Origin of the sequence: Bacillus sp. CH_48, assembly GCF_038008465.1 — a bacterium.
In the GTDB taxonomy this organism is placed as follows: domain Bacteria; phylum Bacillota; class Bacilli; order Bacillales; family Bacillaceae_G; genus Bacillus_A; species Bacillus_A thuringiensis_S.
In genome coordinates, this window is record NZ_JBBOZF010000001.1 from 4,279,910 (window position 1) to 4,293,430 (window position 13,521).

The following is a 13,521-nucleotide window of genomic DNA, read 5'->3' on the forward strand; positions in this document are numbered from 1 at the left end:
TACTAATTGCAAAATCATATTTTTTAATTCATTTGAAGTACAATATTTCCGAATTGTTCTCCATGTTCCATACGGCTTAGTGCTCGAATTGCTTCTTCTAACGAGTAAACTTTATCAATAATTGGTTTAATTTGATGTTTTTCTATAAATTTTATCATCTCATTAAATTCCTCACCGCTACCCATGGATGTTCCCATAATATCAATTTGATTGTAAAATAGCGCGCGTAATGGTAATTCAATTTTATCTCCTGAGCTTGCACCAAAATTCACGATTCTTCCATTTGGTTTTAATACATCAAAATATTTCAAAAAAGTTGCCGGACCTATACTATCTATTATTAAATCTACTTTTTCACCTTGTAAGCTCTCTTCCCAATTTCCAGCACTATGAAAAGAAATATCTGCACCATATTTCTCAGCAAGTTCCCTTTTATTCTCTACCCTAGAAGTAACACTCACTTTTGCGCCAATTGCTTTCGCGAATAACATGGCAAATGTAGCAACACCACCGCCTATTCCCGGAATTAAAACGTGTTCGCCGCACTTCAGTCTACCTTTTGTAAAAAGCGCTCTATATGCAGTTAGTGCGGATAAAGATAAAACACCTGATTCTTCCCAAGTAAGATATGAAGGCTTTTCTACTACATTTTCAGCTGGTACAATTACATATTCAGCAAACGTTCCATCTTTCGGTCCACCTAGCACTTCCGGTAACTCCGGTACTTCAGTAGCATGTTCCCATCCAATACTAGGATTAATAATAACTTCTGTATGTAGTTTAATATTTGAAACTCCTTCTCCTATTTCTGTAACAACTCCTGATCCATCTGACCCTATTACTAATGATAGATCCATTTCTTTTCTATTATTTATAATAAATAAATCCCTATGATTTAATCCTGCAGCTTTTAACTTTACTTTTACTTCACCTGCATTAGGACTTATCTCAGGTGAAAATTTATATTCTAATCCCTCTAATCCTTTTTTATATTGATGTACAATAGCTTTCATTGCTTAATTCCCCCTTAATATTTCCAATGTACTCGAAATATCAAAATAAATAAAATAGTTTGCCTCCAATCATTAGAACTTATATATTTTGTCATGAAAAAAACAAAAAATCCCCTCCCTATAAAAAGTATAGGAAGAGGTTTCAAAACTAGTTAGATAAGAATCTATAAATTTATTAAGTTCTAGCTAATTCTAATATTTTTCGAATAAACGGCGCTTTTGCCTTTGTATACGACACACGATCAAAAGTATATGTAATAGCAAGCATCTCTTTTAATTCTCTATATTCTTCACGTGCCCATTCATGGCTTATTAGAAAGTCCCGAAATAAAATATTGTTTCTCCATTCTTCGCTATTATAAATATAAACATGCAAATGATGAGTACCTGCTCTCCATTTTCCCTTTCTAAAAAAGCGCCAATTCGTAGCTTCTTTTGGAACAAACTCATATCCAATTTCAGATAGAATTTCTATCCAGTTTTCAGTAATTTGCAATTCCGTTACGCCAATCATCATATCAATAAGAGGTTTAGCTCCTAATCCTTTTACTGCAGTGCTTCCTATATGTTCAACAGCAATTATTTCTTGTCCTAACAAGGAACAGAATTTCTCTTTTTCTTTTATATACTCTTCAACCCAGTCTTTTTGATATGCTTTAATAACAATTTGTTGGTCCATTATATTCACCTCTTTATAAGTGTTTATCATTATATTTATAAAATTTTATATTATTAGCATAGGATTTCCATAAAATATGTCGAAATAGTGGAATGTACAACTTAATTATATTAAATGTGAGGTAATCTATGAAAGATAATTCCGTGGAAATTCAGTTAAATAACGTAACATTCCAATTGAAAGAATATCATAATTTTGATTGGCTTATTAAATTAGGGACCGTATTTGCAGTTTTTGACCAGCAAGATTCAGGTAATATAAGTTTTGGTATAGAAAAAGATGGTCATAAGAAATTTATTAAATACGCAGGAGCACAAACAATTGCATATGAAGGAACAACAAGGGATGCTATTGAAAGGCTAAAAAATTCAGTTACTATCTATGAAGATTTAAAGCATGACTCGCTTATAAGATTAATCGATCATTTTCCAGTTCAATCTGGATATGTATTAATTTTCGATTGGTTTGATGGTGAATGTCTTCATTCGCATTGGCGTTTCCCACCTCCTGAGAAATATAAAAATCCAAACTCTCCATTTTATAAATTTAGACATTTGTCTGCTATAAAACGAATTCATTCCTTACATTCCATTTTTTCTTTCCATACTTATGTAGAAAAGAAAAACTATGTAGCGATAGATTTTTATGACGTTAGTATTTTATATAATTTTAATACAAACGAAACAAAAATTTGTGATATAGATTTATACAGTAAGAAACCTTACATAAATAAAATGGGCCGGCTATGGGGTTCCTCCCGTTTTATGTCACCAGAGGAATTTGAACTAAACGCTATAATTGATGAAAGAACAAATGTATTTAATATGGGAGCAATGGCTTTCTCACTTCTAGGCGGTGAAAAAGATCGTTCCTTTATAAAATGGGAAGCAAGTAAGGAATTATATGAGGTAGCGTATCGTGCTGTAAATGAAAATCGGGCAGAACGGTATGCATCAGTTACAGAATTCTATGATTCGTGGTTAAACGCGGCGAATGCAGAAAGGATATAACCTTAAATTATTAAAAGAAATATAGAGTTTATACTGTTATCATGTATATTAAGACTGTTTTTATGAGTATTTCGTATAAAGTGTGATGTAACTGATTGAAGCTATTTTCAAAGGCGACATATCGGCAATAAGTTATGTCTATTCTGTATAAGTGTTAGCAAGTTCGTTTGCAAACTTGCTAACACTTTTTTGTTTAAATAATTCACACATTTTTTCTTAATATACTGATTATGTTTCCAATTGTGTATTAATGTGTGGGTTTGACTACCCATATTTTAGACAAAATGGACGGTAAGGGTGAGGACAATATAAATATGTCTTTTTCTTTGTATATGTTTATTTCACGAGCTATAAATTTTTTCAATTCCAAGCATGTGTATTATATTCTTCATTATTACAATAAATGCATTTCACGGTAAAGATAGGGAATTTGTATATCTAATATTCATAATTTACGTTATGGTACAATATGTTAATTAATTACAATACTTTCTAAAAGGGGAATACATAATGAAAGCAACGAAACTCATAGCGTTGACAATGCCAGTTCTATTACGGTTGTGGGCTAGGAGATAAAGATTCTACTCCTAAGACTGAAGAAACTAGTAAAGCAATGTTGAAAACTACAATATCTGAGGAACAGTATCCAAGTTACATGTATGAACAATTACTAGATTTTAACTTTAATAAGGATGACATAATAATAGGTTTAGGTTATGCACTAAAAGGTGATGAAAAGTATAAAGAGGTATTCAAAACGGCAAGTATTTTGGATGAAGCTTTAGATCGAATGGAGAACGTAAAAGTACCTGATAAGTATAAAGACACGCATAAACTCATCTTAGAAGGGGTAGAGGATGCAAGAAAAGGTACAAAACCAATATTAGAAGCTAAAGGTAAAGATGTAAAAGAAGTTAGTGTAGTTATTGCGAATAGTTCTCCCCACCTGTTAGGCATGGATAGAGAACAGTGGAAAGAAGCAGTTTACCAATTAGCTAAAGAAAACAAGGATGATTTCTCTAAGGTATATGATAAGAAAGTAGAGGAACATCAAAATAGAAAGAGTAACTCGTAATCAATTATACAACACGATAAGGAAATATAAGAAAATGATGATCAAAAAGGTAAACTATTAAATTTTATTGAAGCTAAATACGAAGTTAAAGAAAAGAAATAATACATACTTAATATTTCTTTTAGGGCGCATCTTCATGAAAGTTGTACGCTCTATATTTAAAGGCTTTCGTTTAATGGGCTTAATTGTAAAGACTTAACTTAAAGCATTATCTAAAAGTAAACATAATATCCCTCCATGACTCTAATGGTACCATTAGCAAGGACAAATTTGAACAACTAGGATATTTATGTAAGTCAGATATAGTGTCTCTTTATCAGTTGCAAGAAAAAAAGTGGATCCCTATTCTCTCACATGGAATCCACTCTTTCTATTTCTACAATTCTATTTTTATACGTTCCTCTTCTTGTCCTTAACAGGACTGCCATCACTAAATCATTAACATAATTATCTTTAGCGGAAGTTAAAAGTTTTTATTTTCTTACACAATTAAAGCGCCCGTTAGTTAAAGATTATGGATAATTAATTTGAAAGTGTTTTATCTAAATACACCTTTTCTTTTGGAAAGCCAATCTTCTAAGGCATCTTCGTGTAGTTTTGTGAATAATTTTGGTATTTGGTCTATTGGGAAGTATTTTAAATCCAAAGTCTCAATACCATCTACAGTAAGTTCTCCGCCAATTGGCTTACATTGAAAACAATGAGTGATAGTCTGAGCTTTATCTCCGTTCGGAAACTCACCAGAATATTTAGAGTAGACACCTATAAGATGTTCAACCTCAACATTTAATCCTGTCTCCTCAAATATTTCTCGTTTAGCGGTTTCTTCAAGAGATTCTCCAAGTTCCATAGCACCACCTGGTAGACCCCACTCATTTCTATCTCCCCGTTTTTGTAAAAGAATTTCATTTCGTTCGTTATAAACAATACCTCCAGCAAAATTAAGAAATATTAAATCATGCCCTACTTTTCCCCGGATATAACGAATGTAGTCCTTATTTGTAGTCATAAATTCCCTCCTAATTTATATATAAAATACAAATCAATTATATAAGGATAGAAGAAAATGGTAACAAAAATGATAATATTCCTTATTCTCATAAGGAATTCGCCCTTTACTTTTTATCAATCTATGCGTTTTTTAAACATTTCTATTCTAATACCTTCATTTCCCGAATCCCCTTTCAAAATAAAGAGAACACCCTTTCTTAAAACAATTTTATCGCGGCTCTAAAAATTGGTGTCCTCTAGTTTTCTAGCCGGACTATATTCTATTTTCAAGCTCATTTCTATCTCCCCATGAATAAAACTCAGCATTCTGTTTATACTACAACTACATCTAGAGACACATCACTGTTTAGAGCGGCTAGGTTTTGTTAGCTGCTCTTTTGTTTTTTACACAAATAAAATCAATAACTCAGCATATAATATCTATGTAGCTAGATTATTACCTCTGTATCGAGCAGTTAGGCTGGGCTAACTGCTCTTTTATTTATGACAAAATGAAACTTTTTAACAGAATTACTTTCGTATAACATTTTCAATCTCGCTTACACTATAACTGTAACTTTAAGTTACACATCTATTAATTAGAGGGCCTAATTTTCTTTTGTGTAACAATTGGTTAGCTCATAAAGTTAACCAATTTGTTGCGTTAAATATTTTTTATTTCTCAATACTTAATACCTGGAATTAATTCTTATTTATTGGTATTAAACTATTGACATTGATTTTCCTCATATGCAATTTTTGAAAAGGCCTTTTCTCTCACATCAGGCCCTTTTATTTATAAAAAAAGATTATTTTATATAGATTACTATAAGCATCCATAAAGCCAAAGCACCAATGATAGCGAGTACTATACGTGTATATAGTATCCTTACTTCAAAGTCTGTTTTCTTGAAGATTTCTCGTAATGGAGATGTCTCAAAATGTTAGCTTGATGGGCATGGGATCCCGCCCACATTTTAACGAAAATATAAGCTAAGCAAATTCCAACATAAAGCGATCCAAATTTTCTACCCTTAAGAAAAATTTCGGTTCGTTTTATGGTTTCATGACAAGTTGTTTACTGAACAATAAAGTTCTTTATTGGAACAGGCTACTTTCTTCAACAATCTGGCCCGATTGTTGAAGAAGAAATATAATAAAAATGCTTTTGATTGTTTTATTAAACGAATTAAACCGCAAAAAACAAGAAGAATCCCCCCCTTTTTACTAGTACACTAAATCCTATAAAAGGGGGGAGATCATGAACAATAAAGCCATTGGATTATTTCAAGGAATTGCGTTATACATTTCAGCTATTCTAGGATCAGGTGTCCTTTTTTTATCGGGGGTAACGGCCTCAATAGCGGGCCCTGCATCTATTGTATCCTGGTTTATCGTTATTATAATTAGTTTTCCGCTTGCTTATTCCTTTGCTAGTTTGGCACGGATATATCCTGATTCTGGTGGAGCAGCAACCTTTGTTAGAAATTCTTTTGGATATCATCTTGGCAATATCGTTGGGTGGTTTTACTTTGTAACAGCAGCAGTTGGTCAAACGATTGTATCTTTAACTGGTGCTTTTTACGTCAGTCAGGCATTTGGATTTTCGCATTTTGAAACAATTATAATTGCCGTCTTTATTTTGGTAATTGCAGGTGTTTCCAATTATTACGGCGTAAATGTTAGTGGTAAAGTTGCAGTGATTTTAAGTTCCTTATTACTGATTCTTTTAGCGTCAGCTGTATTTGTGGCATTTCCAAGAATACAATGGGGGAATTTTACTCCCTTTGTTCCAAATGGATGGTTTTCTGTCGGGAACGCTATAACGGTTATCTTTTGGGCATTTTTCGGTTGGGAGGCGATTTGTAATCTGGCTGAGCACTTTAAAAGGCCAGAAAAAGATATTGTCAAAGGAGCAGTTATTAGTGCAGTTGTCATTGGATTATTATTTTTAGCGCTAAGTCTTGTCACTATTGGAACGGCCACGTATGGCAGTCAAGAAAGCAACCTGTCTCCTATCGGTGTTATAATGGGAGGTACAGTAGGCGGAGGTGCCAAAGTCGTTACAGCTGTTTTAGCTTTAATTATTTGTACAGGGACAGCGAATGCTTTTGTAGCCAGCCTAACGCAATTAGGATATTCATTAAGCAGAGATGGTGCTTTCCCAAAATTTTTCTCAAGGCTGCATGCAACTACTCAAATTCCAAGACAGATGGTATTGTTTGTTATCTGTTTTTCGGTAGCAGGTGTGTTAGTGACAAAAGCTTTGTCACTAACGTTTGATGATATTTTGTTTATACCGACTTCTCTTGGGATTCTAGTTTATGTTCTTTCAATGGCGGCAGGCGTTAAATTATTTAGGAAGAACACACTGGCATGGTGGGCATCGTTAATCTCTTTCATTTTATGTTTGCTGGTGATTCCATTTTTTCAATTGTATATATTTGTTCCGTTAATTGTCGTGGCTATATATGTGATTTATATGATTTTAAGTAATAAGATTTTCGCCTACAAGGGAGGATTAAAATCTAATGAAAGATCAAAATAACCTTTCTAGAGATACCATGTGGAAAGCAACAGTATCATGTGATTCAGCGTATGACGGGATATTCTTTTACGCAGTCAAGACAACTGGAATTTTCTGCCGGCCTTCTTGCAAGTCTAAGGTTCCTAATTATGAAAATGTATCCTTTTTTTCAAATGCGCAAGAAGCTCAAAGGGCAGGCTATCGCCCATGCAAAAGATGCCGATCAGATCTAAATATAAAAATATACGACCCGTTCGAATGCGTTTTAGAAGATACTATGCGATTGATAAAAAATAATTATGTTCAAAACATGTCTTTAAATGAAATTGCATCAAGGGTAGGAGTTAGTCGTTTTCATTTAAATCGGAGTTTCAAAGAAAGAACAGGGTATACTCCTCGAATATATCTAGAAAGGATCAGAGTTAAGAAAGCAAAGGAACTGCTCTTGACAACGGTCTTTAATAGTACAGAGATTGGTTATCAAACAGGCTATCAAAGTGTATCTAGCTTTTATAATGCATTTAAAAGAAATACAGGATTTTCACCGAGTCAATTCCGGGCTTTCCATAGTGGAAATACCGTAAACCAAGAACTTGACTGAATTCACGTTCTTTAACAAAAGATAGCATGAATTAACAAGAGTGCTTTGTACTCATCGTATTTTTCGATAAATCATTACTGATTGATTAAAAGTAAACAACTTTGTATTGAACAATAATAAGCAATTTTTTCTCTGTTATAGAATTGTAGGCTTTTTAATTCAATCCTCAACAAACGGGCAGCATTATTGAACAAGTTTTATGAACTTTAGTGGTAGCATCATTAGTGAATTGCTTTATAACAACTAATTAAGGAGGGATAGAATATGAGAAATAACTTTCAAATCGTTGCGTTACAAGAGAAGGAGTTTAATAACCTATTTCTAATGAATGAAGAAGTATTAAAAAATATCGGGGCAGTCAAAATAATAGCAAATAAAAATCCTGGATATCCTTGCAGGGTAAGTTTGAAGGATGCAGAGGTAGGAGAAGAGGTAATTTTACTGAATTACCAATATCATAGTGTTAATTCGCCTTATAAAGCAAGTGGTCCTATATTTATACGAAAGGGAGCAACTACTGCTAAGCTAGATGTAAATGAAATTCCGCATATGTTACATCATAGGTATCTATCTGTACGCGGCTACAATGCTGACTCAATGATTGTAGAAGCAAGGGTTACAGAAGGTGTAAATTTAAGAGAAAATATAGATGAAATTTTTGATAATAAAGAAGTAGAATATATTCATATTCTTAACGCTAAACCAGGATGCTATAACTGCCTTGTTAATAGAGTGTAAAAAAATTGAAAATGCAAAACTTCTATTATCCTATAAGGGGTACCACTAATCGCTATCAAGCTAATTCAACAAAATCTCCCCTAAAATGAAAAAATACGCTATTCTTTTTGTAGAATCATAGGAAAGGATGGCGTTTTTGTATGTCTATTTCTGTATCTGATGAATTACAACTATTTGCTCAAGAGATTCAAAGTTTTTTATCTCCAAATACCTTACGGGATCTTGCTAGAGATGTTGGTTTCGTGCAACGAACCAGTAAATACCAAGCAAAAGATTTAGTCGCTTTATGTATATGGATGAGTCAAAATATCGCTACAACCTCTTTAGCTCAGTTATCTAGCTGTTTAGAATCATCCACAGAAGTACTCATCAGTCAGGAAGGACTGAATCAAAGGTTTAATAAATCAGCCGTTCAGTTTTTGCAACATATATTGACTAACCTTCTAAATAACAAATTAACTTCATCTATACCACTTTCTTCTCCATACACCTCTGTTTTCAAGCGTATTCGCATTTTAGATTCCACTGCATTTCAGCTTCCAGATATATTTTCAACCATTTATCCTGGGCTGGAGGATGTAGCCATACTGCTGGGATGAAAATTCAACTTGAATATGACCTATTAAGCGGACAATTCCTATATATCCATACAGGTCCAGGGAAACAACATAATCGAACCTATGGTTCTCTGTGTATTCCAACTGTAGCACCAAATGATTTATGTATCCGTGATTTAGGGTATTTTCATTTAAAAGATCTTCAACATATACAACATAAAAAGGCTTACTCTTATCTATTAATAACTTTACATCGTCTTGCTCCTCTACAGATTAAACGCTCGGCTTCTCTTAATGAAATTGGAACAAGTACAGCTTCATCAACATCGTCTTCTACATCAAAAACCGCAAATGCTTCCCCACCCACGATTAAAACACAAATGAATTCTACTTCTAAATCATCATGAGACCTAGGAATACAATTAGAAATAGTACAACGTTGAATACCCCCTACTAACAATGTTCTAGCTTCTTGCTCAGATATTCGAATAAAAACAAATTCCTCTATGGCTACATTTCCAACTTCCACTTCAATTTCTACTAGAAGAAAGAATCTGTTTCTAATTTTCACATTTCCTATGTATACGTACACTTTCCAACACGCCTTCTAATTCCTCTTGTTTCGCTGTTCTATCAATTTTTGGTAAGAAAGATAATTGTTTAGTCATATAAGACCGCTCCTTTTTATTTTTAGATTATTTTTGTCTTATTGCTCCACGTCTTCGTTCATAACAAGGTCTATGCATCCCCATTAAATCCTCAATTTCACGAGTACTTAATTTCTCTTTTGGTTTTTTCTTCTTTTCTTGCTTGGATTTCTTTTTCCATTCATGTAACTGATTTTTTAACCCCTCCATTACCCCATCTCCCTTTTCAAAATAAAAAGGACACCCATTCGTAAAACAGCCTTAATTGCTGCTTTAATGAATTGGTGTCCTCTAGTTTTCTAGCTGGACGATATTCGAATGTTGTTTTAAATATCCCAATAGTCACTATTAACATCATTAGTATATTTGCTGATTTCCTTCTCTTTCCCACACTTTTCACATTTGAAATAACTAACTATCCCCATCTTACCAGTTTTAAAATCTTCATTGTCATGACTATTAATAAGTTTATATCTATGTATACATTTAGGTTCTTTTAATTTACCCAACCAATTTCCTAACATAAATTAATCCCTTTCCTCTCGAAGATATTCTTTCTATTCCCATCTTCTTAAGAATACCTTAGAAAATATTTCTAATAAATGTAACTTGGTAGCTTATTTTTCTTTAAACAAAAGGATTATTTTGTTAAAAAATTCATTCCAATTTATAACCACTATCTTTTTCTTATATTTTCCATTAAAATTTAATAGAAATATTTTGATAACAAAGGAGCAACCTATGAAGCATAATATAAATTTTTTGCTGGTATTAAAGGATTCTCTAAAGCAGGTAATTGGATAGCAATGCTTAGAAGCATAGTAACAGTTCTGCTAACATTGTTATTATCAGTGTTTTTAACACTAACTTTAATCATTGGTTATGCATTAAGTTAAATGTAATTCTTCACGAATAAAACTAAATATTACGTCAATACTATATATGACATTAGATTTTCTCCTTGTTCCCCCTTGGAGATGAGCAGTTAGCTTTTGCTAACTGCTCTTATTTTCTACAATTGGTTTCATTTACCTGATGTATTTAACGTAATATTAAGTTACGATATAAACGAATAAAATATATTTGGCAGTTATACCATTACCCTAGGAAACTAGGGTTTTTATTTCTATAAAATGAAATTTTTATTGTAATTACTCACCCATAGTTTTATATTTTTCAAACATTCCATTCTTCCGGAGAGTATTTACTAGCTGCCTTATCGTTAATTCCGTTCTTCCTAATGCTAAAGCAATTCCCTTCACCTTTCCGAATCCATAATACTTACATATGTAGGCTAATTCTTTCGTTGTATACGGCTTCTTATGATTCGGATCGTAATCAGGATGATACTTCATTCGGCCCTGCGCATCATATTGAACTTCCACCCTGATCACTTTCCTTTCAAATGAAGTTTTTATTAAGCTACTTGATAAGCTTTACAAACCCATGATTCATCTTCGTCTGCATCATCCGCAAAGAATATTTCTACCTTCAATTTCAAACCATTCTCCATTACGGCCGTCGCTTCAAATACTCTGCTTATATGGTCAAATTGCTTGATATCCTCGTCCTCAACCATTCCGAATTCTTCTCGGAGACTATCGTAGAATTTTTCTACTGCACTTTCTAAATCATACTGACTTTTATATGTTTGTTCGTGAATTAACTGGACCTCCATTTTCATTCTCCTTTTCTAATAAAATAGCGTTTTTGTTTAGTTTCACTCTAAAAGTAAAATTTTCATTTTTTCATTCAACCAAGTTCATAACATATTCTTTTCCCCCGATAAAATAATGATTAGGTGTCCCATGCGCATTTTATTCACCGGAAATAATACCTTTCACGTACTTACGTATTAGAAACTTCATTTCTGCTTCTTCTCCACTAGCAATTTTGTTCACTTTTTTGATACATTTATGAAACATTCACATGTTATCTTCAATATGTTCTATTCTTTTTGAAAAACCATGTGAGAATACCAAAATAAGAAGCCTTAGAGCCCTAACTCTAGGGCTTCTTGTTTTCAAATAAGGATTTTGCTAAAAAACTACACATTTATTAAGAACATGCATAAAATATAATGTGGTATTCTTTTTCAATATTAATGTTTATCCGAGAGCGCCTTGAATGGCGCTCTTTAATTTCCAAATAACATTTTTAGATAATTACGAGAGCGGATTTTATTATGTTGTACAAGCACTACTTCACTTTATTAAATAGACTATATAGATATCCAAAAGAAGGGAGCTTTAAATTCATATGGCTGATTACTTTTATAAAGATGGTAAAAAATATTATAAAAACCAATCACATTCCAACAATCAAAAAAATAACTGTTTTATTGAAACTCATACGATAGCTGGTTCTGCAGAAAATGCAAATGGAAATATACCTGTGTCAGTTTTCCTTGAAACCACCGCTCCACAAACTGTATTTGAGGATTTTACAAACAATCATAATAAAACATTAATTCAGTTATTCGTTGTCGGTATGAGTGCACCCGTTCAAGTAACTATTCTAACAAGAAGATCTAGCGTACCAATTACTACTACATTACAACCTGTTCAAACAAAAATATTTCAAGTTGAAGATTTTCAAAGTCTTACTCTTACAAAGCAGGAAGGTTCTACTAGTGTAGTTAGTTTATTTGTTCAAAAAACATTTTGTATATACTGTAACGATAATAACGATTCATGTGATGAATATTACCACGAATGTAATTGATATATTAAATCACCAGAAAAACCCTTTATATAAAGGGTTCTTTTCCTTTTCCTTTTCCTTTTCCTTTTCCTTTTCCTTTTACTCCCCTCATTTTACCGTTTTTTATTATGTTTCCTAACTTACAGTAATGTCCTTAAAAAATTTTTCATATATATTTATCAAACGCACTTTAAAATCCCAGAGTTTCAAATAATTTCAAAAGTCGACTGACCAACAATATTCGACTTATCTTTAAAAACTTATTAAAAATAACTTAGATACAAAAAGGCTACGTTTTATATAAGATAAAAAATTATCTTACGCAAAGGAGCTTGATTATTTGTGAATTACCAAAATGATAACAACTCTAACATTCACAAACCTTGTTCTTGTCCATCTCCCACGGCTAACAGTTTAAATGTTGTTCAAACTACCCCATCAATAGTTTCTGTAAACTCTGCGATTCCACTAGATACCGTGGTAAATTCTAATGGTACGGCAATCTCATTCACACCACCAACAACTGTTTTACTTGAAGGTGGAAGAACCTATTTGGCAATCTATGAAGTGCAAGTTATTATTCAACCAGGAGGTAATTCGGCAGGTATAACTATGTATCTGAATAATAATCCTATCATTGGCTCAGGTACTTCTCTAGGATATACAGCCGGATTCACTTCTGTATCAGCACCCGCAATTTTCACTACACCTCCAGGTATAACAAGTACTCTTACTGTTAATGTAGGACCATATTCTAATACATTAAATACGTTGGGCTTAACTCTTGCTGTTGTAGCATTAACATAACAAAATGTAAAACTCTCTAAAATGATTTTATTTGTCCCTTAACTGTCTATTGGGCTAGCCTCTAAGAACTCCCCATAACTACATATAGAAAAAGTACATTATTTGGTTCGATAGTACTAGGTGACTCGGCTAGCACAATTGTTGAGTCACCTATTTTTTTATAATAAAATAACG

14 protein-coding genes and 4 pseudogenes are annotated in these 13,521 nt (G+C 32.7%); 9 read left to right on the top strand and 9 right to left on the bottom strand.

The annotated features are described in order from the left end of the window. Positions 1-23: 23 nt before the first annotated feature. Positions 24-1,013: a zinc-binding dehydrogenase gene (locus N2V92_RS21590; RefSeq protein ID WP_000644526.1), complete on the bottom strand. Its 990-nt coding sequence runs from the start codon at positions 1,011-1,013 to the stop codon at positions 24-26. 175 nt (positions 1,014-1,188) lie between these two features. Further along, complete coding sequence (locus N2V92_RS21595) at positions 1,189-1,692, bottom strand: GrpB family protein (RefSeq protein ID WP_000372683.1); 504 nt, start codon at positions 1,690-1,692, stop codon at positions 1,189-1,191. A 128-nt stretch (positions 1,693-1,820) separates the two neighbouring features. Here N2V92_RS21595 and N2V92_RS21600 point away from each other — a divergent pair, with 128 nt between their 5' ends. Together N2V92_RS21600 and N2V92_RS21605 are read left to right on the top strand one after the other, a co-directional pair. Further along, positions 1,821-2,702: a protein kinase domain-containing protein gene (locus N2V92_RS21600; RefSeq protein WP_340864472.1), complete on the top strand. Its 882-nt coding sequence runs from the start codon at positions 1,821-1,823 to the stop codon at positions 2,700-2,702. A 510-nt stretch (positions 2,703-3,212) separates the two neighbouring features. Further along, positions 3,213-3,777: pseudogene (locus tag N2V92_RS21605) on the top strand (hypothetical protein). 538 nt (positions 3,778-4,315) lie between these two features. On the opposite strand, the gene N2V92_RS21610 reads toward N2V92_RS21605, so the two are convergent. After that, positions 4,316-4,786 carry an NUDIX hydrolase gene (locus N2V92_RS21610; RefSeq protein WP_000210489.1) on the bottom strand — a complete coding sequence of 157 codons (471 nt, stop codon included), beginning with the start codon at positions 4,784-4,786 and terminating at the stop codon, positions 4,316-4,318. Between the two features lie 1,242 nt (positions 4,787-6,028). Between N2V92_RS21610 and N2V92_RS21615 the strand changes: the two genes are divergently transcribed. From N2V92_RS21615 to N2V92_RS21630, 4 genes and pseudogenes are all read left to right on the top strand, one after another. Beyond that, positions 6,029-7,315 (top strand): APC family permease, encoded by a 1,287-nt coding sequence (locus N2V92_RS21615; RefSeq protein WP_001060115.1) that lies wholly within the window; start codon positions 6,029-6,031, stop codon positions 7,313-7,315. Then, positions 7,299-7,895 (top strand): bifunctional transcriptional activator/DNA repair enzyme AdaA, encoded by a 597-nt coding sequence (locus tag N2V92_RS21620; RefSeq protein WP_000654821.1) that lies wholly within the window; start codon positions 7,299-7,301, stop codon positions 7,893-7,895. The genes N2V92_RS21615 and N2V92_RS21620 overlap by 17 nt, the downstream gene beginning before the upstream one ends. Before the next feature lie 264 nt (positions 7,896-8,159). Further along, entirely contained in the window at positions 8,160-8,633 is a 474-nt protein-coding gene (locus N2V92_RS21625; RefSeq protein ID WP_001245408.1) for a DUF1203 domain-containing protein, read from the top strand. 140 nt (positions 8,634-8,773) lie between these two features. After that, positions 8,774-9,420, top strand: a pseudogene (locus N2V92_RS21630) (IS4 family transposase); the annotation flags it as partial. 2 nt (positions 9,421-9,422) lie between these two features. On the opposite strand, the gene N2V92_RS21635 reads toward N2V92_RS21630, so the two are convergent. The 3 genes from N2V92_RS21635 to N2V92_RS21645 all read right to left on the bottom strand — a co-directional run bounded on the left by N2V92_RS21635 (position 9,423) and on the right by N2V92_RS21645 (position 10,361). Beyond that, a complete protein-coding gene (locus N2V92_RS21635; protein WP_016077596.1) occupies positions 9,423-9,782 on the bottom strand; it encodes a hypothetical protein in 360 nt (119 codons plus the stop codon). Positions 9,783-9,885: 103 nt separating this feature from the next. Beyond that, positions 9,886-10,047: a hypothetical protein gene (locus tag N2V92_RS21640; RefSeq protein ID WP_002082702.1), complete on the bottom strand. Its 162-nt coding sequence runs from the start codon at positions 10,045-10,047 to the stop codon at positions 9,886-9,888. A gap of 116 nt (positions 10,048-10,163) precedes the next feature. Next, on the bottom strand, positions 10,164-10,361 hold the full coding sequence (locus tag N2V92_RS21645; protein WP_000901426.1) for a hypothetical protein: 198 nt from the start codon (positions 10,359-10,361) through the stop codon (positions 10,164-10,166). An 85-nt stretch (positions 10,362-10,446) separates the two neighbouring features. Between N2V92_RS21645 and N2V92_RS30065 the strand changes: the two are divergent. Continuing rightward, positions 10,447-10,733, top strand: a pseudogene (locus N2V92_RS30065) (hypothetical protein). Positions 10,734-10,988: 255 nt separating this feature from the next. Here N2V92_RS30065 and N2V92_RS21650 read toward each other — a convergent pair. Continuing rightward, entirely contained in the window at positions 10,989-11,222 is a 234-nt protein-coding gene (locus N2V92_RS21650) for a hypothetical protein (protein WP_000453747.1), read from the bottom strand. 32 nt (positions 11,223-11,254) lie between these two features. Further along, the gene (locus N2V92_RS21655) at positions 11,255-11,515 is read right to left on the bottom strand and encodes a hypothetical protein (RefSeq protein ID WP_000453679.1); all 261 of its coding nucleotides are present in this window, start codon (positions 11,513-11,515) and stop codon (positions 11,255-11,257) included. Between the two features lie 581 nt (positions 11,516-12,096). On the opposite strand from N2V92_RS21655, the gene N2V92_RS21660 reads away from it, so the two are divergent. After that, the gene (locus N2V92_RS21660; protein ID WP_000796390.1) at positions 12,097-12,561 is read left to right on the top strand and encodes a hypothetical protein; all 465 of its coding nucleotides are present in this window, start codon (positions 12,097-12,099) and stop codon (positions 12,559-12,561) included. Here N2V92_RS21660 and N2V92_RS30070 read toward each other — a convergent pair. Beyond that, positions 12,543-12,602, bottom strand: a pseudogene (locus N2V92_RS30070) (hypothetical protein); the annotation flags it as partial. The gene N2V92_RS21660 and the pseudogene N2V92_RS30070 sit on opposite strands and share 19 nt — an antisense overlap. Before the next feature lie 280 nt (positions 12,603-12,882). Between N2V92_RS30070 and N2V92_RS21665 the strand changes: the two are divergent. Then, the gene (locus N2V92_RS21665; RefSeq protein ID WP_001109242.1) at positions 12,883-13,347 is read left to right on the top strand and encodes a hypothetical protein; all 465 of its coding nucleotides are present in this window, start codon (positions 12,883-12,885) and stop codon (positions 13,345-13,347) included. Positions 13,348-13,521: the final 174 nt, after the last annotated feature.